Genomic DNA, 24963 nt, shown 5'->3' on the forward strand with positions numbered 1-24963 from the left:
GGAACGAGAAAGCAGACGAAATCGAGGTCAGTGAGCATGTGGGGAAACAAGAAGAACGTTGATGAGACAGAATCGGCTGACAAGAAGTTTCAGAAGGAGCTCGTTTCGGGTGTGGCTGCGCTGGTTCTCCTGAGCATCCTCAACGAGGCGAAGGAGCCCATGTACGGCTATCAGATTGCCAAGGTCATCGACGGACAGGCAGAAGACGCGGCCGTGCTGAAGCAGGGAGCTCTCTATCCGGTCCTTCGATCACTGGAGAGCAGCGGGCTACTGGAAAGCCGCGTCGAACCGTCCGTCTCCGGGCCCCCGCGGCGGTACTACCAGATCACGGAGTTGGGTCGGGGCACACTGGCGCGCTGGCGGGAGATGTGGAACCAAATGAGAACCTTCGTGGACACCGTGATGAAAGGAGAGGGCAATGATAAAGAGCGTTGATGAGTATTTGAGTCTGCTCAGGAAGGAATTAGCTGGAAGCGACGCTGCTGTGGTCCAAGATGCCCTCGCCGATGCTGAAGAGCATCTCCGAACGGCACTGGCCCAGGCCATCAATGGCAATCCCAACGCCTCAGAGGCAGAAGCCCTCCCGGCGATCGCCGAGAAGTATGGATCACCGCAAGAGATTGCGGCAGCCTACAGGCAAATGGAGGCCCGCCTTCCTGCCGGCCTGGGCAGGTACACATACGCGGGGCATCGATCAGTCTTCTCCCGCTTCTTTGGTGTGTTGGCTGATCCCAGGGCCTGGGGTGCACTCCTCTATCTCCTTCTCTCCCTGGCCATCGGCATTGTGTTTTTCACGTGGGCAGTCGTCGGTGTGTCTCTATCGCTCGGGCTGTCGGTTCTCATCGTCGGGCTGCCGTTTGCCGTTCTCTTTCTCCTGTCCATCCGCGGCATCGCCTTCATCGAAGGCCGCATGGTTGAGGCCTTACTCGGAGTCCGTATGCCCCGCAGGCGGATGTTCTCCGATGACAGAACCGGATTCTGGAAGAGAATCAAGGACTTGTTCACACAAAGGATCACCTGGACAGCACTGGCATACTGCATATTGCGGCTAGGTCTCGGCATTGTCTACTTCGCCGTCTTCGCCGTTCTGGTTGGCCTCTCAATCTACCTCATCGCGATGCCAATTACCGTGGGTATTCTGGACATGCCGGCCTACATCATTCTGGGAAACACTGAGTATCTGGCCACTACTTGGTCCATACCCTTCTTCTTCCTGTTGGGCATGCTCCTGCTCACGGCCACCATGCACTTGACAAAGTTGGTGGGTAGGGTGCACGGGGCGCTGGCCAAGTTCATGCTGGTGTCGAAGAAGGACTGGGAGGATTAAAGGTTGTCGCGCGTCGTGAGCAAAGACAGAGGAGCATCGGATCAAAGAGGAGGAGACAGATGAGGAAGTCACTGACTGGCCATCTTGCAGGAAGGCAACAGAAGCCCTGGGTGCATCGCATAGGGCAGCCATTGAGCCCCATCCCCATCATGCTCATCGTTACCCTCGCCTCCCTGGTCGGCTTGATGGTGCTGGCTTCCTCCGCATGTACGACGCAGTCAGCCGTAAGCACCAAGACCAATAACTTCAACGTCGGTGACTCTCTCACCCTCAATGTAACCACGCTGGGCGGGCGGATCGAGGTCAGTGCCGGCTCAGACAACGTTGTCACGGTGAGGGCCGAACTAAGAGACATCCGCCGGATCAAGTACCTAGCCATTCAGAGTGGCAATGAGGTCACCATTACGGCTGAAAAGACAGGGAAGTGGTGGTTCCCTGCCGGCAATACCAGGGCAGACATCTATGTGACTGTGCCCCCTCACACGGCCCTGAAGCTGAGTACCAGCAACAGCAAGATCGAGGTCCAGGGAACAACCGCCGGTGGTATCCTCGAGACATCGAACGAATCCATAGTCCTCGACAATGTCAAAGGTGACTATGTTGCCACAACCAGCAATGGCGACGTTGCGATCTATACCATAGAAGGCAGTGCCTACGTCAAGACATCCAACGGCGAGGTAGGATTGAACGAAGCCAAAGGGGAATTCAACGCCACAACCAGCGGCGGAAACGTGTCCTTCAGCGGCCAGATGACGCCCGGAGGAAGCAACCGTCTGGTCACCAGCAACGGGTTCATTGAGGTAGCGTTGGCCGGAACGCCCAGTGTCCAGCTTGACGCCTCCACCACCAACGCAAAGGTCGAGTGTGCGTTGCCGATACTGGCCACGAAGACCGATACACACCACCTCGTAGGAACAATCGGTGCCGGAGAAGCGAATCTTTACATCGAGACTTACAACGGGAACGTGACCATCAAGTAGCCACCCAGCAGATATCCCAAGAGGCAAGACAGCCTCGACAGCAGGGTCCACGACCAAACCCTCAGAGTCGAAGAACAGGAGCAGCAGACGACATGCACAGACCACGCGCCTGAGCATCAATAGACCACAGCCCTATGAGGACCATGGTGCATCTAGCTAGAGTTCTTCATGGCGTTGCCTAATGCATGAGGCTTCACTCTGAGGCTTAAAGACAGCACACCCTGTTGTGGCGTCCATCAATCCTGCAGGGGGTGTTTCTGGCGTCAACGTAGCCTGGTCAAGGCAACCCCCTCGCAAGCAAGGCGTCTCGGGCGCTTTTTTGTAGGACATAGTGGTAGGCACCCTTCGACGGCCTTGACCAGGCGGGGCGTTGGAACAAGCGTCGAACCAAGAGGGCTTCGCCCTCTTGCCTGGAACCGCGCACCCCCATCGTCCCTCGTATCCCTCTCTCGATCTTGGGCCTGGTAGAGCAGTGCACCTTAGTGGTGTCATGAGTATCACTACACCTTGTCTTTTCATTCCGTAGATCAAGAAAAAACTATTTAGTGGTAATAGTACGGCAGATGCTATTGTGCAACAGCGATGGCTGATAGGGGTGGCCCAAAGCTACGGGAAGGTGTGCAAAAGAGGTGCATAGAATCGGCGGGCTGTGCATGGTGGTTAGCAAATTGTTAGCAAAAGTGTCAGAATATGCTGAGGGTTGACATGGATCAGGGGGCATTTTGTGAGGGGAAAGTGGCGCGCCTAGAGGGATTCGAACCCTCGACCCTCGGTTCCGAAGACCGATGCTCTGATCCGCTGAGCTATAGGCGCTGGGGTGGACGGAGGGATTCGAACCCTCGATCTCCAGGGCCACAACCTGGCGCCTTAAACCACTGGGCTACGCCCACCACGAGGCCATTTTAGCATTTGCAGGAGGCGATTATCAAGCTGAGAAAGCTACCCCGGGAGAAGGTGGGGGCTGTTGTTGCTGCCGCTGGCAATAGCCGGCGGATGGGTGGAGTGGACAAGATTTTTGCGGACCTCGCTGGCAAACCGGTCCTGGCTCATGTGCTTGAAGTGTTTGAGAAATGTGGTGCAGTGGATCAGGTGGTGGTCGTGCTGAATGAGGTGAGCCTGGAGCGAGGGCGAGAGGTGGTAAAGGAAGGAAGGTTTCACAAGGTGGCGCAGGTATGCGGCGGTGGAGAACGGCGCCAGGATTCGGTAGCCGAGGGGCTGAAAGGGCTGGGAGGGTGCCACTGGGTGGTGATTCATGATGGGGCGCGTCCTTGCATCACTCCTGATCTGATAGAGCAGGGGTTAGAGGAGGCCTCTCAGACTGGGGCGGCTATTGCCGCGGTACCTGTGAAGGAAACCGTAAAAATAGTTGAAGCCGAGGGGACAATTCGGAATACCCCTCAGCGAGAAAACCTCTGGATGGCACAGACCCCGCAGGTGTTTCGCTTCGATATAATAATGGAGGCATACAGGCAGGCTAAAGGGGAAGTGACGGATGATGCTGCTCTGGTGGAGGCACTTGGGTATAAGGTCAGAGTCTACATGGGCTCCTATGATAATATTAAGATTACCACGCTAGAGGACTTAGCCCTGGCAGAGATCATTTTGAGGAGGAGACATGAGGGTTGGCATCGGCTATGATGTTCATCCTTTAGTGCAGGGAAGAAGGCTTCGGTTAGGGGGTATAGAGATACCCTTTGACAAGGGGCTTGATGGCCATAGCGATGCCGATGTTCTGGTGCATGCCATTATCGATGCTTTGTTAGGCGCGGCTGGTTTAGGGGATATAGGTATTCACTTTCCCTCCTCTGATCCGAGGTATAAGGACATCTACAGTATCACGCTTCTTCGCCAGGTAGCCACGCTGCTCCAAACGGAAGGATGGCAGGTGTGTAATATTGATGCTACCATAGTGGCGGAAAAGCCTCACCTGTCCCCCTTTGTCCCTCAGATGCGGAAATTGATCGGCCAGACCCTGGGTATCGGCATAGAGCAAGTGGGGGTAAAAAGCACTACTTCTAAAGGGCTCGGCTTTTTGGGGGAAGAGAAGGCGATAGCTGTATATGCTGTGGCCTTAGTGGACAAGGTCGCACATGAGGTCAAAACCTGAGAACACTGAGAGTCTATTCGGGCTATTGATATTAAACAGTCCAGGTTAGGGAGCGATCGTGAAGATATATAACACTCTTTCAGGGCGGGAAGAAGAGTTCGTGCCTCAGGGTGAGGTGGTGAGGATGTATGTCTGTGGTGTTACTCCTTACGCTGAGTGCCATCTTGGCCATGCCATGAGCTATGTAGTCTTCGACGTGGTGCGACGCTACCTGGAGTTTAAGGGATACAAGGTGAAGCATGTGCAAAACTTTACCGATATTGACGACAAGATTATCGATCGAGCGCACAAATCGGGCACTTCTCCTGCCGAGTTGGCTGAAAAGTTTATTTCCCAATACTTTGTTGATATGGATAAGCTGAATATTAAGAGGGCTCACGTGTATCCTAGAGCTACTGAAGAGATACCCAAAATCATTGAAGTAGTTCAGGGCCTGGTTGACAGGGGGCATGCCTACCAGGCAGGTGGCGATGTCTACTTCAGGGTGAGCAGTGCTCCGGATTATGGAAAGCTCAGCCACCAGGGCCTTGAAGCCCTGCAAGCGGGGGCGCGTGTAGAAGTAGGAGCCGGCAAGGAATATCCTCTTGATTTTGCCTTGTGGAAGGCGGCGAAGCCCGGTGAGCCGTGGTGGGAAAGCCCTTGGGGCAGGGGGAGACCTGGCTGGCACATTGAATGCAGCGCCATGTCCCTGAGACACCTGGGTGAGACCTTAGACATACATGGCGGAGGACAGGACCTGATCTTTCCGCATCATGAGAATGAGATAGCCCAATCGGAAAGCTTTACTGAGGTCACCCCCTTCGTCAAGTACTGGATGCATAATGGTTTCGTGCAACTGGGTGGAGAGAAGATGAGCAAGTCCCTGGGGATTCTTGTTACCATCAAGGAGGTCTTGGAACGCTTTACTCCTGATGCAATACGGTTCTTCATCCTGAGCTCCCACTATCGTAGCCCGATCAGCTTCAGCGAGGAGAACCTGGCGGCTGCGGAAAAGGGTGTGGAAAGACTGCGGCAGTCAGCCCTTGACAATGGTCAGTGTGAGGTGAAAGGATCGACAGGGGCAATTGACGCCGAATTGTTTCGGCAGAGGTTCATCGATGCCATGGATGATGACTTCAATACAGCTCAGGCCGTGGCGGCCTTGTTCGACCTGGCCAGGGAGATTAACCGGGCTACAAGTCAAGGTGCTGATGTGCGGCAGGCTCGAGAGAATTTGATTGAACTGGGAAACGTTCTGGGGTTTACCTTTCAAGAGAAGGAAATCAAGTTGGCTGCCGAGCCCTTCATTGACTTGCTGATTTCGATTCGTGCTGAGCTGAGGAACGAGAAGCAATGGCGGATGGCTGACAGAGTCCGCTCGTGCTTGAAGGATCTGGGGATAGTTCTCGAGGACACGCCTCAAGGAACTATTTGGAAGTATGAGAAACCGATGGGGTGAGGGGTGGTTGCGGATTCAGGCTTCATTCTCGCCGTGACCCTGATTTCTCTATAATGTCTGTAGCCATTGCAGACATGCTGTTGCAGATGTGCTTGACGAACACTCAAGTATGTGCTAGTCTCAGCACAAATCTAGCTGAAAAGGAGGGTTTAGACTATGTCACAGGCTTACTGCGTGAAGTGCAAGAAAAAGGTGGAGATCCTGACCCCAAAGCAGATCATCATGAAGAACAAGCGTCCTGCGATCCAAGGTTTGTGCCCGAAATGCAAGACCAAGGTATTCCGCATAGGTAAGGGCTAATCTCAGTACTACGGGGGTCACTTGAGGTGGCCCCCGTACTTCACCTGCCACCATAGCCTGCTTGGCGGCCTCTATAGGCGTTGCGGAAAGCCTCATGGCTGTCCCTGGCTGTAGAACGAGGGCTCTCGCATAGAGCACACCCCTCGTTTTTCTGGTCTGTGCGCTGTAGAATGCAGACACTCTACTGGACGGGAGGTTATTCGTGAAGAATGTTCAGCTTTCCGTAGACGGCAACACCCTCACTATCACGGTGGACTTGACCAAGGAGTTTGGGCCATCGTCCTCTGGTAAAACCATCATCATTGCCTCAACCGAAGGGAATTTCCCGCTGCTCGGGCGCACTGAAGTAATTGGCCTGAACGTCTATCGCAAGAAGCAGCGGTAATCCACGGATTGGGGTCTATTGCCCTCCAACACGGTTGGCCGCCCGTCACCGCTTCCTGGGATGTAGTTTGTCAGCACACCAATCTTCTATGATACTTATGCCGCATATACGTCATCTAAAACACAGGTCTACACCCTGCTAACCCTATTTCCGGTGCGCAGTATTGAAGATGGGTCCATACCAGTAACATGTGGGTTGAGGACAGATCAGAGTTCTACAAGACGCTGGTGGGGTGAGAGGACAAACAAGAAAGCCCACCTGATGCAGGTGGGCCTCTGTTGCCTTAGAAAGGGGGGTAACCTCTCATGAGCACCTTCAGTATAGCGGGCGAAGCTTAGGCCTGGATGGGAAAATGCTTATAAGATGATTAGAGTTTCAGCCAGATGGTGAATATGCTGCCTTCGCCTGGCTCACTGGTCACAGTAACCCTTCCCCCGTGCTGCTCAACAATTCCCTTGACAATAGCCAGCCCCAGACCTGTCCCCCCGCTGGCTCTGGAGCGGGCCTTGTCGGCCCGATAGAAACGGTCGAAGATATGCGGCAGGTGCTCAGGAGATATTCCTATTCCGGTATCAGCCACCTTCAAGAGCGCCCAATCACCGTTCTGAAACAGTGCCAGGGTGATGGTGCCTCCCTCCGGGGTATACCTGATGGCATTGTCTACCAGATTCCTCAAGACCTGCCCCAGTCTGTCTACATCTCCCTTTACCCACAGGTCCTCCTGACGTTCTATCACAATCCGCCGGTCTCCGGCCAGGTGCGTTGCCCGTTCCCCGGCATCAAGAAGCATTTCCTTCAGTGAGACCATTTCTTGCCGTTCTGACTGACCTGACTCAAGTTCGGCCAGAACGAGAAGGTTGCTCATTATCTTGGTCATTCTCGTTGTCTCTGCCTCAAGAGCCCTCACCGATTCCCGGCGGTCTTCCTCACTGAGGTTACGTTTCAGCAAATCCAGATTGCCCTGAATGACAGTCAGTGGACCTCTCAGCTCATGGGAAGCATCGGCCACGAAGTCCTTCTGAGATTGAAAGGCTCTATCCAGGCGCTCGATCATGTGGTCGAAGGTAGTGGCGAGTTGTCCAATCTCATCTGCCGGGCCGCGGTAGCCAACCCGGCGGCTGAGATCAGAGCTTGAGGAGATACCCTGAGCCGTGGTGGTGATACGTCTTACGGGAGAAAGCGCCCGGCGAACCAGAATCGCCCCCGATATCAATGCCAGTGTCAGAATCACCACCATACTAACCAAAACAGCCAGTCCGATACGTCCAATAGCGGCATCTGTGGAGGCCAGGGACTGCGCTACCTCCAGAACAAGAATCTGGTCCTTCAGATACAAAGGCGAAACCATAGTACGGATCCTGGTATTGCCAGAAGAAACCGTTTGAATAGCCTCCTGTCCACTCAATCCCGTTGCTATCAACGACGAGGCAGCTGGCAGCTCCTGATCCTGAAGGTTGTCCGATTTCACCACCACATTGCCATTGCTGTCTATAATCTGGACAAAAATCCCTGGAGAAACGATCTCATTTATGGGAGGCAAACTAGAGTGGATAACGTCGTAATCGAGAGGCCCGGTGGTTTCATCGGAGTGCAATGTACTGTGCACTTGTGTTGCATAGACCCTCAGGTTGCCATCTACCTGTGTAATAAGCCAGTTCTGCAGCGCGGCGTAGAAAAAAGCCCCGAAGAGCAGAATGATAACGCCCAGTATGAGGGTAAACCACAGAGTCAATCGCCAGCGAATTGACATGCCCCTATTCCTTTAGAACGTAGCCAACGCCGCGAACCGTATAAATCAACCTGGGCTGGCCTCCGGCCTCCAGTTTTGAACGCAGGTAGCGCATATAGACCTCTATGACATTGGATTCGCCGCCAAAGTCATATCCCCACACCTTCTCATAGATCATGTCCCTCTTAAGCACCTGCCGCGGATGGCGCAGGAAAAGATCGAGCAGCTCGAACTCCTGGGCAGTAAGGTGTATCAAGTCATTTCCGCGCCTTACCTCTCTGGTGGCGGTGTTCAATGAAAGATCCATGAACCGAAGGACTTCTCCTTCTGTGGGCCGGCCGCGCCTGAGCAAAGCCCTTAACCTTGCCAGCAGTTCATCAAAGGCAAAAGGCTTGACCAGGTAGTCATCCGCGCCGCTGTCGAGCCCGGCCACCCTGTCAGTGACGGTGCTCTTCGCGGTAAGCATCAGGATGGGTATCTCACCTGCCTGACGGAGTCGCTTGCTCACTTCTATGCCATCAATCCCGGGCATCATGACATCCAGGATGACAAGGTCAGGTTCTCTCTCAAGGACTTTGGCTAACGCCTCGGTACCGTCACCGGCTGTGTCGACGGTATAGCCCTCGTACGTCAGGCCCCGTCTGAGGAAGCTCACGATTTCAGGATCGTCGTCGACAACTAGAATACGCATGTTATCCCCCACGCTGACTGCGCATGTATTCTGTGCTCCGCCCCGTTGGGGGCAATGATAGACCACGGCAATATCCAGGTCAAACAACCTGCAATGGGCCACGCCCGGCATGCACGGTGCTGATGCAGAGGCTGGACACAAAATGGCCTCGCAGGGACCACTCGAGGGGCATGAGCTTCCATCACATCCTCCATTTCCACAAGTCCCCGCCGGGATGATTGCTTTATAGACAAGAAGAAAGCCCAGCTTTTCGGATGGGCTTTTCTTATCTTAGAGTGGGGGGGGTGTCCTCTCTAAGACATCCTCAGTATAGGGAACGAAACTCCACCTTGCATTGGAAACAGATTAGAGAATGCTTAGAAAATGATTAGAAATTTTAGCTCACGAGGTCCGTCATGTTCAGGGATAGGGTGAAGGCGGGTATCCCTGCTTGTCTATGAGGGGTTACCTGACAGAATGGCATCACCTATTTGCCAACTTGACAGACAGGACGATGTTATTCATACTATGGTATGAAACTGGTATGAAGAGGTGATGTCATGTCCAAGACAACCAAGATTGCCATCAGCCTTCCGGAGGAATTGCTCGATGCTGTGGAGAGAGAGAGAGAGGAAAGCGGTGAGAGCCGCAGCCAGTTCTTCCGCCGTGCCGTAGAGATAATACTCCGTCATCGGCGGGAGCAGGAAATGAGCGAGCAGTACATCCGCGCCTACCAACAGGCACCTGAAACCAGAGAAGAGGTTACAGCCGCACGTCGATCCGCCAGTAGCATTCTGGGTGAGGAGCCCTGGCAGTGAGAAGAGGTGAGATATGGTGGGCAGAACTGGAACCGCCGGCCGGGCGGCGGCCCGTGGTGCTCCTGTCCCGTGATGAAGCATATGTCGTTCGCTCTCTGGTTATTGTGGCGCCAATCACTACCCGCATCCGCTACATACCTTCCGAAGTGCTTTTGGGAGTTGGTGATGGGATGCCCCAGGAATGTGCAGCCAATCTGGATACCATTACCACTATCCCCAAAGACTGCCTCCGTAGCCGGCTGGCCACCATAAGTGTGAAGAGGCTGAAGGAGATTGAGGCGGCTATTCACTTCGCTCTTGGTCTGGAATAGGTGAAGGGGGGCAGACACAGCTTCCGCTGGGGAAGGCCATCCTTCAGCCAACCGACGCAGCGTGCTGCTGCCGTCGATGATATCATGAGTGGGCACTGGTCACTCCTTCAGAAGCTCCGGGTGATTCTGACGCAGCCATCTTTCCACAGACTGACGGAGGGTCTTGGCCAGACCTAGCATCTCCCCTACTTCTTGTTCAGAAACCATACCGATCATCTCATAATCACTGATATTGCGTTTCTTGCGAAGCTTATCCAGTTTCTCAATTGTTGCACCATCGAGATGCATGGTGAAGGCCAGGGACTGGATAGTCCAGTAATGGTGACCTTCTTGTGGTGCCCTGTAGCCGCTGGCAGCCAGAGCCGCCGTAGCAGACTGGAGGGCAGCGTTATACGCGGTAGCAAACCTCCTGTCTGCGCTCAAGTCGTGTATCTGGGCATCCGCCAGATCGCGATCAGCTACCGCCAGAGTCGGACGATCTCGCGACTACCTGTTTTATGTGTTCTTAACCGCCCGTTTTTCAACCAGTCTTGCAAGCTCACCTTCATCACCTATGAGAAAAATCTTATCACCCTCGAGTACTATCTTCAGGAAGTGATGGTTCTCCCGCATTTTCTGCTTGAATTCGGAGGTAGGGTAGACAACCGGATTTACCTCTCTTCCCAGCGTCTTTTGAGACGGACTGATGAGTGAGACGATTTCCGAAAAGGTTGTCTTGCCTATTACCATCATATCTATATCACTTGTTCTTTGTTCCGCTCCGCTGGCGATGGAACCGAAGATAAAGGCAACCTGTATCTTTCGCGCCGCCGGTCCTAAACTTTGCCGTAGCACGTCCGCCACTCCGAACGTCTTGGTTACAATACTCTTAAGCTCTGCGTAAATGGGACAACTCTTGTTTGCCCGGTAATAAACTTGCCTTCCCTGCACCTCGCGGCTGATGATGCCGGTGTCCGTCAGGTTTTTCAGCTCCCGCTGTACCGTTCCGCGACCAGTTTTAACGGCATCCAGTATTTGTTTCGTATAGAAGGAGCTATCTGTTTGGCCGTAAAGAAATGCCAGGACTGCCTGCCGGGTTTTGCCGAAAAGGCCGCTGCATAATGAACTATCAGTCATATTCTTACCCATTCAGGGTATTATCTTACCCATTTTGGGTAACAAGGTCAAGTATTAGACACCCCCTGCTTTTTTCAGCCGCGCCGATGTAGGACTTCCCCAGGCCTACCACATCAGCAATGAAGGCTCCGCCAGGCTGGTATCGGGGCCATCCTGGCCATGGATGATAGGAGCCTGAAAGCCCGGTTGAGGCAGGCAAACGCCCTGGGACTGCCTCAGGCTATCATTTTGGCAAAGAAGAGGTAAGATCAGGCAGCGATACTGAGAGGCATGGGGAGGGGGCAGACATAGCTTCCGCTGGAAAAGGACATCCTTCAGCTAACCGACGCAGGATGATGAGCAAACTCGGATTTCGCACCATGTGAATAGGCTAAAACTGAGTCCGGTCCGCGATAGTGAGCCACGCGGTTCAATATATAGAACTCCAGAACTGACCTTCAAGGCCGCTTTCGCTTTCCCCCTGAAGGCTCGGGCATTGTCCCAACGATATGCCTCCAGATAACAGAGCAAGCCCAGAGGCTTTGCCGCTTTCCTGGTGGAGACGGGGAAGAGTCGAAATCACATCTTCAATATTTGCAGCGGGGCTCTATCCCGTATGTGTCTAGTCGGACCTCATCCAGATGGATCATACATTTCAAGCTTCTGTGTGATGCAACAATCTGGACTTTTGTTACCGCCTCTATTAAGTTCCACATCTCAGCCACCAACTGCCTTCTGAATGGTGGTGACGTGCTCTCTTTGCAGCAGATACTCGGGCACTCAAGCCTGGAGATGGTGCGGAGGTATGTGACGTTAGCGTCAGCCCGGGTCATGGTGCAACACAGGAAGTTCTCGCCGATGGACAGAATGAATCTTGGCAGAATGTGGCTGACTCGAGTGCCTCGCAACTAGGGCAGGGACGCACGCAGAGCGGCAATGATTCGTTCTCCCTTGTTGGGGTCTTCACCAGCCGCACGCTTCTTGGCGACATATTCTTCGAGAATGCCCAGCGCTGCAACGTTTGAAACGTAGCGGAACAGGCCCGTTGCCCAAGCTGTCGAGCCTGGATTATGTGGATTCGTGTGATATTTCCAGAAATCGATCTCGTATCCTAGCATATCGTCCAGTGCACTGCTCTTGTCTCCAAAGATCTTGGTTTCTCTGCCAGGGTCTTCAACAAGCTTGGTGATTGCGAAAGCGCCCACCACAAAGCGGTCTCTGCGGTCTGGAGGCTCGGTGGTGAGAAGGGCTATCTTGCCTACTCTCGCGCCCCTGATCTTTCTGGGGCGGATCATCGTGCCATGTTCATCGGAGTCCCATCCCGCTGCGAAGTAGAAATCAATCAACGCTGTCGACTCATAGCATGGACTCCGTAGAGCTAGGTCCTGACCAACAAAATCTCTGCATCTGCTGAGTAGGCAGTACGGTCCTCCGAATCTTAAATTGTGGACGTATGCTTTGTCACTGCATATGCCCTTGTATCCCTTATCATTCCAGTTGCACTTGAAGGCAATATTGCCATCCTCTTTCTTGCCAACTTCGCGGCGCTGCAATCCATCCTCGATTTCTCGCGCCAGAGTCTCGATCCTACAGCGCCGGTTCTCAACTATTGTCCGATGTATCTCATTACTGGGATTGGCTGCTTCCTGGAGGCGTTGGAACGTCTCCTCCGCCGTTGAAAGGTGTTCTGCTGCCTGTTGGTAGACGAGACCATGGATCAGAGCCCCAATGTTGTTTAGTTGCTGATCCAGGGACTCGCGGATAGTGCGTAGATCGTCATTGCCCATTAGTTCGTTCCGGATATGCCCACAACCTAACCGCCAAGTCGGCCAGTCTCTCGCTACGCGTCCTGATCGTAGTCTCGTTCCACACATCGTCATCGGAAAACTGCTGAAAATAGGAGTTGAGGATCAGCAGGCTCTGTTTTGTGATTTCCGCGCGCTTTGCCCTGAAGGGGCCGTTGCTGACTTCAGAATTGAGCGGTTGGGTCAGCAGTGTCAGGTTGCCGAGGCTGTGAATGGAAGACCAACGCCTCGATTCCATCTCCTTTTTTTCAGCCGCCTGATGTTCTGGGTAGGGCCATTCTTCTGGCTTGAACTTCTGGGGCATTATGTGCTCAATCGTCAGATTGTTGTTGATCGGCACAGGTGAAAGCTGCGATTCCTGACTTGGGGTCCGGTTGGCCAATTCGAGGGCAGTGAGAACCATGCGCATCCTCTTGGGGCCGAGGGAATCGTACAACGGTTCGTACATAAGGCTCTTTAGGAACGCCTCGTTGCCTGGCCAAACAGAGCTATCCCCCTCCAATGAAAGCAATTCGCGACGCACAGACACATGACTCGGCATTCCTTCTCTGCTCAGCTTGGTAAGAAGACCAAGAAAAATGCGGTTGTAATTCTTGGGCGTCAGCCTGCATATGGCCCTTCGAACAATGTAGGACTCAATGTCAGCCAGTATGCGGGCAAACTCCTCTGCTGCTATCTGGTCTCGGTCTTCACACAGCCAGAGCATGAACGGGTAGACGGTTGTCGTGTCCAGTGCCCGAAGTCTCTGGGCCAGTATTCCTAGCCGACTGGTGTCATCTGCCTCCAGAAGTGAGCGGAATACTGAGCTCGACCGCTTGGCTGTTTCCAGCTCCAGTTCTAGGGAGCGCTCGGTCAACTCACCGTCCCACCACTCTTTGAATTCCTGGTAAAGATGTCCCATCTTGATCTCGTGACCTGCACGATACGTGAGATAGTGAAAGAAGAACAAGTCCAGCCGACTGCGGAACAACCTCCCTTGCCTTTCCTTTTCCTTCCAGAACTTGCCTGTCGACCCACCCGCTTCGTCATAATCCTTCCACCATTGGTTGTATAGGGCATTCACATCCTTGTTCTGCCTACTGGCATACAGGAAGATGAAGTTCCTGATCAAGTCGGAGGGTTCGAGTGGGACACCTCTATAGTTGAGGGTCTCGAATATCACCTGTGGATCGTCCTCCACGTCAAGTTGTATCTCGACGATTTGCACATAACGCATTACCGCTTCAAAGAGTAAGTTAGCGAGTTCTCTCATCGACTCTTGGCTAGACGTTTGGCTCGGTAGCGCCTCCTCCTCATCAATGCCACTTAGGAATCTCTTGATGACATCGTGGAAGTAGAAATAGGCTTCGACCAAGGCCGGGCGCGGGGGAACTAGCTTCTTCCGATGGAGCTTCTGCGGATATTTGGCTGCAAGTGCTTCGGCGGATCCTGCCTTCATCACATTCTTGACATCTTCTTGATAGGCATTCGTGGGCCACACCTTGAATTGCTCATCGGCGTTGTAGAATGGGCCGGGATTACCAGTTAGGCGGCCGAGCTGCATCTTGAGGTAGTCATCGCCCGACTCGACCACTGCATCTCTAAAGGCAGCCAGGAAGACTTGTAGGGTGAGCAATCGCTGTTGCCCATCTATGATTTCAGAAGCAGGCATTTGCCTGATCACGGTGGGCACCTGGCTCAGAACAATGGCACCAAGGAAATGCTTGCGAATTGTGTTCCTTGAAGCTCCCTTATGAACCTGCACCAACCTGGCCTGTTCCGCTATGTCACCCCAAAGCGGTTGCCATTGCTGGTCTTGTGTCCAAACATACCCACGCTGAAAAATCGGCACCAGGTAGCGCCGCTGCCTTTCAAATAGATCGAATACGGTGATCTTATCTGTCTTCATGAGTCATACACCAAGAAAATACTATGCAGAGAACAGCGTCGGCTGAGCCCGTCTACTTGCGCTTCGGAATCGTGTACGTTCCCTTTGCACCTTGATAGACGTTGAACTTCGACTTGCAGCTTTCGCACTCATAGCGCTTAACATCAGAGCTCCCGTACTTCCACGACCGAATGGGCTTGGTCGAGACAGGTCGACTACATATGGGGCAGTTTGTTGCAGTTACCATACAGACACCTCCTTGCCTGGTCCCTTATGGGTTGTCTACGTGACATATGGATGTATATTACTCTTCCTAAGAACAATTCTGCCAGTACCGCTCTGTAGGCCCGGATCGCGTTCTTGAATTCACTCGCTACCATGGCCGCATCAATGCTTCCCTCTTCGCAGCTCCGCTCAAGACCTGGGCACAGGACTCCCAGTCTGTGCGCTCGATTTTCTGATAACGGATCTCGAACGGGTGCTTCTCAGGAACGGCATCAATGATGCGCTTGGCTTGCTCCTCCTCACCGATAGCAACGTCAATCCAGACATCTTCAAGTACGTCAGGAATCTGCCCAAACAGGCTAAATATACTCTGAAGCCTAATGGACAATAATTGGTGAACGCGATCCTCGACAGATCCCAAGTAGCGCATGTTGTAGACGTATACAATATCGTTGAGCTGCCCGATACGCTGTATCCTACCTTTGCGTTGTTCGAGACGCGTGGGATTCCATGGAAGGTCCAGGTTGATGAGCGTGCCGAGTCTCTGAAGGTTCAGCCCCTCAGATGCGGCGTCAGTCCCGAGCAGGAGGCGGATCTGCCCATTACGCACGCCAGCCTTAATCTCCTCCCGGTCGACCGGCGTGAATGAGCCGTCCTTCCACATGCCGGATTTACCGCTGCCTGCGTAAATAGCGATTGGCTCGTCGGGGAAGTCAAGGACGAGTTCTTTGGCCAGCCACTGCACTGAATCATAGTACTGGCTGAAGACGATGCACCCCTTATCGAGCCAGCTTCGCCCCCGGAGGCAATCAAGGACTACGGAGTACTTGGGGTCTCGCTCCTGATTGGCTTCAAGCGCCTTGACGAATCTTTCGAGCAATACCCGCTCCTCATCGGTCAGAGTCTTTAACGTGCTCAGGGATGCGGCAGGATTCTCATCCTCGCTCTCCGCGTCCGAATCCAAGGTGAACGAGCCGAGGTCTCGCCACGACGCCAGCATGGTCTCGGCTGTGGCTTTGCCTGCCGCGATACTGCTGCCCACCCGGCGCAGGAGGAGCGTGCGAAGAAAACCTGAGCCCTTCATGCGGGCACCAAGCTGCCGACAGAACTCCTCAGCCAGTTGGTATGCATCTCTGAGGAAGAGGGGTAAGCGGATGGCATCCTCGTCGCGATCCCCTAGAAGTTCGACACGGATCGGTTTTAGGTACGGCTCGCCGGTTTCAGGGTCGATTGTCTCCTCAAGATACTTGCGGCTCCGCCGTACGATATGGCGGATGAACGGATTATGCTGGTCAACAAAACGAGGGAACATGGCGTGCACACGGGCCTTGTCGGGAGGATTAAGACGGTCCCAATCGCTGCCGCCGGCAGACACTTCCATGTCGGTCATTCCCAGCGACCGACGCAGGATCTCGAAATCTCGATGCTCGGAGGATGGGGGTAATGGTGTGCGGACCCATTGCCACATGTCCAGTTCATCCTCCAGCTGTCTCGCCGTGCCCAGTACCAGCGGCAGGGCTCTTTCGGCATGGTGCCACTCACTCCATGCGCCACCAAGGACAGCCTCGCTACCACGGCTCAGGATGTCAAGGAGATCCCAAGCCTCCACAGGGCGGATCTGAACGGGTGTCGCAGTCGCCAGGAGCATGCTCTTGGTGTGCTTTGACAGTTCATAGAGGAATTGAAGCAAGTTGTTCGGATCAGGTTTCTCCCCGTCACGACCTTCGCCCAAGTTTCGACGGCGGGCGTTGTGTGCCTCGTCAACGATGATGCATTCATAGTCAAGGTGTTTGAGGTGCTCAGAATCCTCGCACTGAAAGACGGCCCTTGAAGTAGGAACAATGCCAACGCGCCGCGGACAATTGCGTATTGCCTGGGGACCAACAGAAGGGTACTCGACACCGCGCTCATCCACCCATTGCTTCCCTGTCCATACGGCGGAGGGCATGTCAAGCAGGTCGTTGAGCTCATCCCGCCACTGCCAGACAAGCGCTTTCGGTGCGAGCACCAGGATTGGTTTGGTGCTGCATAGGGCCATCAGCTCAGCCGCCATGGCGAGCTGAATGGTCTTGCCAAGGCCGACCTGGTCGGCGAGAACAAATCGCGCTCCTCCGGGGCTATTGAGATGTGCATCGAACGCCAGCTTCACGAAGAACTTCTGGTGCTCCCAGAGACCCGCCTGCTGACGATAGACCGATGCCTCGATAAAGACCGATGCAGGTGTTGGAGCCACTGGCAACGTGCCTGAGGGCCTCGCCCAGTCCTCCACCGAACTTATGACAGAGCGTTTGCTGAGGCGAGCGACATCTTCGATGACAAATTCCGCAAGCGGCACCGCGGCATGGTGAGTCCATAGGGCATCAAACTCTTCTTGGACCCAGGCCACAGCCTCCGGCGATGAGTCTTCCCACAGAAGTTCGTAATTCAGTGTCCATGCTGACCGTGATTCATTGACGCTGCCCAAGAAGGCAGTGCGACTCCCATCAGCAAGCATGATTACCCCGGCCTTGCCGTGAACGAGCCCGAAGTACTCATCCGGGAGCACTCTCACTTGTAGCTTCCCGCTGCGCAGGAACTCGTGAAGACGCGAAAAGCGGTTACGAGTTGCCTCTCCCCCAGATTCGACCAGCGTCTCGGGACGCGAGCTACACCACTCCTGTCGAACGGCTGCAGCGGCGGCTCGAGCTGTGGCAACGTCTTGAGGTCGCAGCCCCGAGTTGCACACGATGCGTACAAGTCCGGTCACGCTCTCAATGGCTTCGCCAGCCACCTCAAGGATAGATCCGGAGAAGTATCCGGCGATGCGGTCATAAGCTTGCGCACCATGCAGGCGGTCTGTGAAGAATGACCGGTCCAGTCGTTGCCGCCTGGAGGAAAAACGCCGAATTTGGCTGTGGGCAACAGGGTCGTTCATGGTCTCCTCATACGTTGTCCTGCCGGTTCCGTAACGCACCAGCTAGCAACGCCGCCGCCTCGGCATCCTTGTGCCAGTGAACCAACGAAGTGTGATGGCGCAGCGCTGCGAGAAACTCCAGTATGTCGATCAGGCGGGCTCGGTTGCTGGCGTAGTCTTTGATCTCCGTGGTGAACCATGTGATGGCTTCGCGTGTGCTGTCCATTTCTGTGGTCATGAAGACTCCGAACAATGCGTGGCGCACTAATGTGTCGCCGAAGCCATCTCCACCAAGATCCTTACGGCCGAATTCGCTGGCGGTTTTGAGGCGAGTCTGGTTGGCCTTCGTGCTGGCCAGAAGCGGTTTGTACTCCCTGACGCCGAAGCCGCGGGCGAGTTCTTGATATACCCCATTTCGATACTCACCGTGGCTCTCCATCTCCAAACCCTTGAGGTAAAGCCGCTCAACAGCGGCCAAAGATTTCCACAAATGCCTATCAATGCCACGTGGCACCAAGTGGTCGCAGGCGATGGCCACAGCCTTGCGGATGACATCTTCTACTGGCGATACTTCTCCGCGGGCGCGAGTGCGGGTAAGCTCGTAGTTGACATCTATCTCTTCGATATTCTTGGAGGTGAGCACGCGTAGGGCAGCAGCATAGGCGGCAAGCTGGTAGTCTGTGTCGGCAAAGCTGGGGTCTCTCTCGTCGTCCATGGCGAGCATCGAGTCGAGCTGGTGTCGGACCTCTGTTTCGACCTCAGGGTACACTTCGTCAAGGAAAGATGCCCCCTGCGGGCTCTGCTTGCGGAGGATCAGCAGCACAGTGCCTTGCACATAGTTGCCTTCCTTAAGAGGTGAGGATGTCTCGGTGGCGATGCACCAAGCTGCGGTTACGCGCAGTCCTGCGGCCCACAGGATGAGAGCCAGATCAGCCCACACGCCAGCGTCCTGATGGGTGAACATAACAACCTGCAGGCCGTTGTCAGGCATGTGCTGAGCCATGTTGCGGTAGCAGTCGACCATCGCCTTGCGAAAGCTGTCGTCACTGCCCTTCACCGCCAGAGCTCGTTTAGAATCTGCATACCATTCTGGAAAGAGTTTGACAAGGTGAGTCTCGTACCAAGCAAGGAAGTATTCGGAGAGTTCATCATATTGAATGGCATCACCGTACGGGGGATCGGTGATCCACAGATCAGATACGTAGCCGCACTGACGAGCGTCAAGTGCCAGCACTTTGCCGCTGCCCACCACTTGCGCCCGGTTGATTAGGGCCATCCAAGTTGTTTGGAGGGCTGGCAAAGGCCTGACCCCAAAGTTGGATAGAGTGTTCAAAGCTTGGTTGCTGAAAGTCTGTTCAGTCTTCTCATTTGCTGCATTGGAGTGCCAACGGCAAAGCCGTGAGTTCCAGTCACTGCACCGGCCTATTGCCAAGACAAGAGCTGCTTCTTCCGCCGGAGAAGCTCCGGCATCGGCCGCAGCAGCGGCAAGCAAGCCGTTGACGAGAAGTTGCCTCGGTGTGAAGAGGTGGTGCCAGTGTGTCCAGCCACGCGTCCGAATGGGCTCGTCTGTCTTCACGCCCGGCTCGATCCGGCGACTTGGGATGAAGCCCTTCTGCTGCCAGTCCGTAAAATGCTCCATCAGGAGATCCAATACACGCTGCTCACGCGCAAGGTCCTTAGCTGTCGGTGAGCGATAGTACCGCGCGCTGTGCTCCTTCCCTCCCACGTCGGTCCAGGTGTCAACCCAGCGGATGCAGTATAGGCGCTCGCCGAAAACATCACCATCGCGTGGAACGATATCGCCATTCTCCCAGCCTCTGAGCAAGCTTCTACTCTCGCTGAAGGTTCCGCGTCCATCTCCCCGTATCGCGCGAATCGGGGTGGGGTGAGCTTTGCACTGCGGGCAAATCAGTTCTGATTCCTTGGCTGTACCTGCTCGGTGTGCGGCTTCCAGCGCCTCATCCAAGACGCCTTGGACTATCTCGAAATCATAGCAGCAACGCTTGTCATTTGGCACAAGGCGTGCAATCGTTCTGCTGCCCCTTCCAATAACCCAGGAGGATGCAAGCGGTATGCGCCAGTTGCACTCGGGACACGTGACCTCGACACAATACAAGTAGGCATCGGCCCGCCAGCGTCGGCCCGTTTTGGGATCAGGCTCGCTGTGTTCAATGCCCCATGCGGTCACTTGGCGATCAACTTGTTCGAAAACAGTTCGCTGGATTCTCTGGACTCCTTCTGCTACCTTTGGCACACCCCCCACGATCTTCAACGCGGCCCACGTAAGCAGTGCCGCCACCGGGTTCAAGTCGCTGCCATAGGCCTCACAGCCAATGCGGGCCGCCTCAAAGGGAACCGACCCGCCACCACAAAAGCAGTCGCCCACCCGAGGGACATGGCCAAAGCGGTTCTGGCCAAGCTCGGCAACTAAGTCAGCAAGCGAGGCGGCATGGGTACCAAGATGGGCATTGATAATCCGCCACGATTCGGCAGATGGTCCATCAACTTGCTCCGGGCGGACGCAGTATTCCTGCTGTTCGTCGTACGATAGGCCGAGGAAAACTCGATGCTGCAGCTCATCCTTCTCGTGGCTTGTAATGCCTTTCTTGAGTTTGGGTTCCGTATCCGTAGAGCCAAGGTCGAAGTAGCGGCTTTGATCTGTGGGCCCAAGACATCGAAACAACTTGGCCGCCGGTATGTTCTTTGACTTGCGGCCGAGCATTCCGTCTTCATCCATAGTCATCAGTCGTAGGAAGACTTCTCGGTCTCGGGCTGCGTCAGTAGTTGCGGGCAAGAGCAGACCCAGGATTGTGGCTCGGCAGAGCACAAGGGGTTTACGCCCCCACCACTTCCCCAGGCCGGTCAAAGTCTGGCTCTGTTTTGCGGTCCGCTCAGCATAACTCTCCTTCGAGAGCTTCGAGACGGGAAACTGAGTCTCAATTAGGCATAGCTCGGAACGCTGGAGCGATGCCGTGTGTTGTGCCGTTTCTGTGACTGTGGTCGGCATGTCTCTATTCATGGTTCATCCCGAGTCTATTGAGAGCGGCTCGAATCTGACCCAAAGCCCAGCTGATTCGCCGCTTTTGCTCGCCGCGTTTTCCGTGACTTCCTGGCACTCCCTGTTGAGCTATGGGCTGTGCCCTCTTGAGCTGTAAGCTGGTCGGATTCGCTCATTGACTGGCTCACTAAGCGGAAGAACTCTGGCACAATCGGCTGATCGGGAGGACGGTCAGAGACCGGGTTCTCAGTCAGGGCAAATCGCACTGCCTTGCGCCAACCTCGCCCTCGGCCATCGGCGTAGCTGCCGGTAGCCGCCGCCGTCATGGTGTATAGCCACCAGCGCTCCTCGGGTGTCAGTCCCCGCCAGTTGGCGACCGCCGTAGGTATGAGGGCAGGGTCAGCATCTTCAAGAGCCCAGGTGAGGAGGGTCAGTTCTTTACCCAGCATGCGGCTAACCGTATTGTAACCAGCTTTCCAGCGCCCCGGACGTTTGCCCTCTCTCTTGAGGCGCAAGTTGAACTCCGCGCGCACCAAGTCGGCGACTGCGTTCCATTTCGGCCGATCAAGTTGGCTTTTCACCTGGCCATCAAGACGCTCACCGTAGTGAACCGAATCGGCGATGCGATCGGGATCCCACGACAGATGTTCACTGATTGTGATGGGTTGCGTCGTGCCAGCAGGAATGTGAACCAGGAAATGGGAAACTGACTGGTTGGGGTCAAAGCCGAAAGTGTCGACAAGCACGTCCGGACTAGGTTTCTGGTTACGTTCAGCCACTATTGCCTCACCTCTGAAGCCTGATAGTCGGTCTTGTTCTCATTGATCCAGTCGAGGAACCCCTGCCCGCGCTCAAAGTGGAGGGCCGATACCTCGATACCGAGTTGACCTTCGTTGGTGAGCTTGCGGACGGCATCGGCGGCCTCCCGCAGGGCATCCGCACCAAGTTGGATCTTCTCATGCAGAGTGAGCTCAGCCCAACGGTTGCCCGTCACGCTGACCTTGATTCCACTCATGGACATGGGATGAGCCTTCAGTCTCTCCAGGAAACCATACGACTCGAGCGTGGTGTTAAACTCATGACGCCTGGTCCACGTCAGGGGTCTATCGGGGTCAATTTGCTTGTCCGTGTCGGGTCTGTCCCAAAGTATCTCGGCAGTCAACACTTCCGAGACGACGTCGCCGTGCATCGCTACCGCCAGGACGAACCGCGTGCCACGATGGACCTCGAAAGGCTCCTCGTAAGTACCACCGGAAACCTTGGGGTCTGAGCCATCCGTGGTGTACTTGATCTCGGTGCGCCCGTCCTTGTTGGGGGCAGCTCGGAGCTCAACAATCTTGTTCCCTCTCTTGCCCGCGTAGGTCTTGTATTTCAAAGTCAGGCGGTTGCGCCACTTGTGATCCGGGCCAGAAGCATGCGTTCGCGTAGAATCCACGGCCAGAAACGAGACCTCCATTTCGCTCGTTCGATAAAGACCCTGCTCGACCTTCTGGGAGGCTTCCGTCGCATCAGCGCCGACTTCGGCGTACACAGTGTCGCCGTGCACAGGCGTAACCTTCAACTCCACCTCTCCAGTATCTTCATGGCGTGAGCGCTCCTGTATCTGCACCGAAGTGGTCTTGGGTGGTGGTGGGTTCCGGTCAACGTAGCCCGCCGGATCCTCGCGCCAGACCTCACGGTATACAAGATCATCCTTGATAGCATCGAGCGCCTCGCGACGGTGCCACTGCCACTGAGGGTTCATGGCAGCACGTCGCTTGACTTCGCTCCACAACATAACGGGTGTCGTAAACAGACGCGCTTCAATCTTCTTGCGGAATGTATCGCTCGTAACGTCTTCGGTGTACTTCTGCTTGTCCTTCAAGACCTGGATGACCTGGTCCTCGCCGTTGTACTTGTTCCCCTCGTACTTCATCAGGAAGTCAGCAGAAAGGAAGACATCCGTATCATTTTGACGGAAGGGGTAGTACAGAGTCGAGAATGTCTCTTTGACCGCTGAGAGGAACTGGCCCAGAATGCGATCCCGGAGTTCATCTGCCTGCTTGAACTGAGGGTCCGTCTGAGGAGTCTTGTCCGCCTCCATTTCGTCGAGAATATGTTGGATAGCCTTGAGCCGCTTGGCGCTGTCGATTAGTGTGTCGAAGGTATTGCGCGAACCCGTCAAGACGGCGATACGATTCTTGAAGGGAGTCTGCCCGTAGAATTGGACGAGTTGGGGGTTCAGACCCTGGCCAACGTAGGGCTCGGAGATGACGAGAGAGATGCGATCCTGGAACACTTGAATCTCGTCGATGGACGGCAGCACCAGTACTTCCTGATAGCACCAGCCCATCGGCGGTTTGAAAAGGGTCTTGAGGCGCTCTCTGAGTTCTTTCAATGCCTGTTCTCGGACATATGCAGTGGACAGCGACTCCAGCTTCGCGACGAGGTTCTGGACGTTCTTGAAGAACAGCCTGCCGTCACGATTGGAGTGGAGGTACCAGGCTGCAGTGGCAAGCTTCTCGAGAATATCGCTCTTGAGACGGGCCAGATTCCTACCGGGCGCGCAGAGGTAGCCCACCACTTCCGGGATGGTTAGGCCGACAACAGCATTCGGGACATTGGCCAGCGAAGACATGAAGATGAGCCGACATGCGTCCTGCGTGTCATTCGTGCCCAGGTTCTGATCCATGACTTCGGCGACTGCTTTCCCCTGAGATGCAATATCGTGGGCCACGGCGTTGTCCAGTGTGGGGTTGATCTGGCGGATTTCCGACAGGGTCTCGGGGTCGTTCAAGTCTATGTTGTGCACGCCAATGAGATACACCTTCTCCGCTTCCCCCGATTGCCACAGTCGCGAGGTGATGATGCGCATCAGGCGGATCAGTGCACGGGTCTGCTGGAATCCGGGATTTTCACGAAAGCGTGCATACAGGTCTTTGATCGAAGGGTGGAACGGGTAACTGTCTTGGATGAACTGCGCAAACTTCTCTGGCGACTGGGCCGTAATGTCCATCTGTCGCGCCTCGCGGATGGCCTTGGCATATGCTTGGGCGACCTCTGTCACCTCCTCGTTTGGTGGCAGGTCCTTGAACAGGCGCTTCCGCAGGATGTGATAGAACTCATCTGTGTTGATTTGAACCGGCGTCAGGTTCATCGAGTGCCTTTGGGCCTCGCTCTGAAGCTGCTTCAGCAGGTCGGCGATCTGGGCACTAGCTTCGGCATAAGTGCCGACAAGGTCAGTCAGCACGATGCACACGTTGGCTAGCTCTTTCTCTGCGACTGCTTCGAAAAGGTTGGTCAGTGCTGTGGCCGTGACGTGCGAAAGATCTGAGTTGCCGACGGCGATTGACTTGGCGTTATCGAGGTAAGGTGGCAGTTCGTCGAGGAGTATCAGGGTAGGCTTGCCTTTGAGCAGGTTTATCCAGGCTGAGCGGCCCGGAGCCTTCAGCGGCGAATAGTAGTCCTTGAAGTCGGCATGTCTACCTATCTGACGCGCTATCTCTCCCCAGATACCGTGTGGAACGTCGGTTTCGCGGCCTGAGAAGGCAATGACTCGCACGGGTGGCAGCGCCTTCGCGCTTGGCAGTCCGGGCAGAACAGCTGCACGGAGTTCCGGATGCTTCGCCAACAGGCCAAGAGTGATGAGGTTATGTGTCTTGCCCCCACCCATCGCCTGGGTGAGTTTGAATACTGCCTGCTCCGAACGACCCTCAAGTCGCCGGAGGGCCTCCATAAGCAGAGTTCGCATCCCGTCCGTGACATAGTTCTCTTCGAGGAAGGCCCTAGTGTCGATCTTGTCTTCGGCCAGATGCATCAGGTTGAGAACGGTGTCGCGACGAGCCGCGTCGAAGACGCTCTCGCGTGGTGTGCATAGGGTCTTGATCGATTTCATTTGCACATCCCTCCTGCCCCGGTCCCATCAGATTGCTCTGGCTGGGCGACCGCGGGCCGATTGTCAATTGTATGCCTGATCACGAAATCCTGGCGAAAGCGGCAACATAGCGAAAACAAGGCCTTCTGACAATGCGAATTC

20 protein-coding genes and 2 tRNA genes are annotated in these 24963 nt (G+C 54.9%); 10 read left to right on the top strand and 12 right to left on the bottom strand.

Translation table 11 applies throughout. The features are described 5' to 3' along the window. Positions 1-36 precede the first annotated feature (36 nt). From NTZ04_03445 to NTZ04_03455, 3 genes are read left to right on the top strand one after another with little or no spacing between them, the layout of a single operon-like run. Positions 37-435: a PadR family transcriptional regulator gene (locus NTZ04_03445; protein ID MCX5991372.1), complete on the top strand. Its 399-nt coding sequence runs from the start codon at positions 37-39 to the stop codon at positions 433-435. Further along, positions 419-1327: a sensor domain-containing protein gene (locus tag NTZ04_03450; GenBank protein MCX5991373.1), complete on the top strand. Its 909-nt coding sequence runs from the start codon at positions 419-421 to the stop codon at positions 1325-1327. Before NTZ04_03445 ends, NTZ04_03450 begins: the two co-directional genes overlap by 17 nt. Positions 1328-1386: 59 nt before the next feature. Then, positions 1387-2307, top strand: coding sequence for a DUF4097 family beta strand repeat-containing protein (locus NTZ04_03455; protein MCX5991374.1), 921 nt, complete (start codon positions 1387-1389; stop codon positions 2305-2307). Between the two features lie 736 nt (positions 2308-3043). Here NTZ04_03455 and NTZ04_03460 read toward each other — a convergent pair. Both NTZ04_03460 and NTZ04_03465 read right to left on the bottom strand, forming a co-directional pair. Then, a tRNA-Arg gene (locus tag NTZ04_03460) sits at positions 3044-3120 on the bottom strand. Then, a tRNA-His gene (locus tag NTZ04_03465) sits at positions 3121-3197 on the bottom strand. 19 nt (positions 3198-3216) lie between these two features. On the opposite strand from NTZ04_03465, the gene ispD reads away from it, so the two are divergent. The 5 genes from ispD to NTZ04_03490 all read left to right on the top strand — a co-directional run bounded on the left by ispD (position 3217) and on the right by NTZ04_03490 (position 6537). Then, positions 3217-3945, top strand: a complete 729-nt coding sequence (gene ispD / locus NTZ04_03470) for a 2-C-methyl-D-erythritol 4-phosphate cytidylyltransferase (protein ID MCX5991375.1) — start codon at positions 3217-3219, stop codon at positions 3943-3945. Continuing rightward, the gene (gene ispF / locus NTZ04_03475) at positions 3923-4414 is read left to right on the top strand and encodes a 2-C-methyl-D-erythritol 2,4-cyclodiphosphate synthase (GenBank protein ID MCX5991376.1); all 492 of its coding nucleotides are present in this window, start codon (positions 3923-3925) and stop codon (positions 4412-4414) included. Before ispD ends, ispF begins: the two co-directional genes overlap by 23 nt. Positions 4415-4472: 58 nt before the next feature. Continuing rightward, a complete protein-coding gene (cysS, locus tag NTZ04_03480) occupies positions 4473-5852 on the top strand; it encodes a cysteine--tRNA ligase (GenBank protein MCX5991377.1) in 1380 nt (459 codons plus the stop codon). 156 nt (positions 5853-6008) lie between these two features. Next, positions 6009-6152, top strand: coding sequence for a DUF5679 domain-containing protein (locus tag NTZ04_03485; protein ID MCX5991378.1), 144 nt, complete (start codon positions 6009-6011; stop codon positions 6150-6152). 202 nt (positions 6153-6354) lie between these two features. Next, on the top strand, positions 6355-6537 hold the full coding sequence (locus NTZ04_03490; GenBank protein ID MCX5991379.1) for a hypothetical protein: 183 nt from the start codon (positions 6355-6357) through the stop codon (positions 6535-6537). Between the two features lie 367 nt (positions 6538-6904). Here the strand turns inward: NTZ04_03490 and NTZ04_03495 are convergent, their stop codons facing one another. After that, positions 6905-8287 carry an ATP-binding protein gene (locus NTZ04_03495; protein MCX5991380.1) on the bottom strand — a complete coding sequence of 461 codons (1383 nt, stop codon included), beginning with the start codon at positions 8285-8287 and terminating at the stop codon, positions 6905-6907. Positions 8288-8291: 4 nt separating this feature from the next. Then, a complete protein-coding gene (locus NTZ04_03500) occupies positions 8292-8957 on the bottom strand; it encodes a response regulator transcription factor (protein ID MCX5991381.1) in 666 nt (221 codons plus the stop codon). A gap of 539 nt (positions 8958-9496) precedes the next feature. Between NTZ04_03500 and NTZ04_03505 the strand changes: the two genes are divergently transcribed. Together NTZ04_03505 and NTZ04_03510 are read left to right on the top strand one after the other, a co-directional pair. Further along, positions 9497-9754, top strand: coding sequence for a ribbon-helix-helix protein, CopG family (locus NTZ04_03505; GenBank protein ID MCX5991382.1), 258 nt, complete (start codon positions 9497-9499; stop codon positions 9752-9754). Continuing rightward, positions 9751-10065, top strand: coding sequence for a type II toxin-antitoxin system PemK/MazF family toxin (locus NTZ04_03510; GenBank protein MCX5991383.1), 315 nt, complete (start codon positions 9751-9753; stop codon positions 10063-10065). Before NTZ04_03505 ends, NTZ04_03510 begins: the two co-directional genes overlap by 4 nt. 99 nt (positions 10066-10164) lie before the next feature. On the opposite strand, the gene NTZ04_03515 is transcribed toward NTZ04_03510, so the two are convergent. The 8 genes from NTZ04_03515 to NTZ04_03550 all read right to left on the bottom strand — a co-directional run bounded on the left by NTZ04_03515 (position 10165) and on the right by NTZ04_03550 (position 24822). Then, a complete protein-coding gene (locus tag NTZ04_03515; GenBank protein MCX5991384.1) occupies positions 10165-10488 on the bottom strand; it encodes a hypothetical protein in 324 nt (107 codons plus the stop codon). Between the two features lie 72 nt (positions 10489-10560). Further along, positions 10561-11181 carry a nucleotidyltransferase domain-containing protein gene (locus NTZ04_03520; protein ID MCX5991385.1) on the bottom strand — a complete coding sequence of 207 codons (621 nt, stop codon included), beginning with the start codon at positions 11179-11181 and terminating at the stop codon, positions 10561-10563. An 887-nt stretch (positions 11182-12068) separates the two neighbouring features. After that, a complete protein-coding gene (locus NTZ04_03525) occupies positions 12069-12947 on the bottom strand; it encodes a hypothetical protein (protein ID MCX5991386.1) in 879 nt (292 codons plus the stop codon). Next, complete coding sequence (locus NTZ04_03530; GenBank protein MCX5991387.1) at positions 12937-14853, bottom strand: DUF262 domain-containing protein; 1917 nt, start codon at positions 14851-14853, stop codon at positions 12937-12939. The genes NTZ04_03525 and NTZ04_03530 overlap by 11 nt, the downstream gene beginning before the upstream one ends. 352 nt (positions 14854-15205) lie before the next feature. Beyond that, positions 15206-17971: a phospholipase D-like domain-containing protein gene (locus tag NTZ04_03535; protein ID MCX5991388.1), complete on the bottom strand. Its 2766-nt coding sequence runs from the start codon at positions 17969-17971 to the stop codon at positions 15206-15208. Between the two features lie 7 nt (positions 17972-17978). Further along, entirely contained in the window at positions 17979-20969 is a 2991-nt protein-coding gene (locus NTZ04_03540; protein MCX5991389.1) for a DUF1156 domain-containing protein, read from the bottom strand. Positions 20970-20983: 14 nt separating this feature from the next. Next, positions 20984-21727, bottom strand: a complete 744-nt coding sequence (locus NTZ04_03545) for a DUF3780 domain-containing protein (protein ID MCX5991390.1) — start codon at positions 21725-21727, stop codon at positions 20984-20986. Further along, positions 21727-24822, bottom strand: a complete 3096-nt coding sequence (locus NTZ04_03550; GenBank protein MCX5991391.1) for a DUF499 domain-containing protein — start codon at positions 24820-24822, stop codon at positions 21727-21729. Before NTZ04_03550 ends, NTZ04_03545 begins: the two co-directional genes overlap by 1 nt. Positions 24823-24963: the final 141 nt, after the last annotated feature.

The organism is Chloroflexota bacterium (assembly GCA_026389585.1).
Taxonomy (GTDB): Bacteria; Chloroflexota; Dehalococcoidia; order UBA2247; family RBG-13-53-26; genus JAPLHP01.

What these genes read in the sequence shown, in the direction of transcription:
- NTZ04_03445 (MCX5991372.1), top strand. Translation starts at nt 37, where the DNA reads ATGTGGGGAAACAAGAAGAACGTTGATGAGACAGAATCGGCTGACAAG.
- NTZ04_03450 (MCX5991373.1), top strand. Translation starts at nt 419, where the DNA reads ATGATAAAGAGCGTTGATGAGTATTTGAGTCTGCTCAGGAAGGAATTA.
- NTZ04_03455 (MCX5991374.1), top strand. Translation starts at nt 1,387, where the DNA reads ATGAGGAAGTCACTGACTGGCCATCTTGCAGGAAGGCAACAGAAGCCC.
- ispF (MCX5991376.1), top strand. Translation starts at nt 3,923, where the DNA reads ATGAGGGTTGGCATCGGCTATGATGTTCATCCTTTAGTGCAGGGAAGA.
- NTZ04_03485 (MCX5991378.1), top strand. Translation starts at nt 6,009, where the DNA reads ATGTCACAGGCTTACTGCGTGAAGTGCAAGAAAAAGGTGGAGATCCTG.
- NTZ04_03495 (MCX5991380.1), bottom strand. Translation starts at nt 8,287, where the DNA reads ATGTCAATTCGCTGGCGATTGACTCTGTGGTTTACCCTCATACTGGGC.
- NTZ04_03500 (MCX5991381.1), bottom strand. Translation starts at nt 8,957, where the DNA reads ATGCGTATTCTAGTTGTCGACGACGATCCTGAAATCGTGAGCTTCCTC.
- NTZ04_03505 (MCX5991382.1), top strand. Translation starts at nt 9,497, where the DNA reads ATGTCCAAGACAACCAAGATTGCCATCAGCCTTCCGGAGGAATTGCTC.
- NTZ04_03520 (MCX5991385.1), bottom strand. Translation starts at nt 11,181, where the DNA reads ATGACTGATAGTTCATTATGCAGCGGCCTTTTCGGCAAAACCCGGCAG.
- NTZ04_03525 (MCX5991386.1), bottom strand. Translation starts at nt 12,947, where the DNA reads ATGGGCAATGACGATCTACGCACTATCCGCGAGTCCCTGGATCAGCAA.
- NTZ04_03530 (MCX5991387.1), bottom strand. Translation starts at nt 14,853, where the DNA reads ATGAAGACAGATAAGATCACCGTATTCGATCTATTTGAAAGGCAGCGG.
- NTZ04_03535 (MCX5991388.1), bottom strand. Translation starts at nt 17,971, where the DNA reads ATGAACGACCCTGTTGCCCACAGCCAAATTCGGCGTTTTTCCTCCAGG.
- NTZ04_03540 (MCX5991389.1), bottom strand. Translation starts at nt 20,969, where the DNA reads ATGAATAGAGACATGCCGACCACAGTCACAGAAACGGCACAACACACG.
- NTZ04_03550 (MCX5991391.1), bottom strand. Translation starts at nt 24,822, where the DNA reads ATGAAATCGATCAAGACCCTATGCACACCACGCGAGAGCGTCTTCGAC.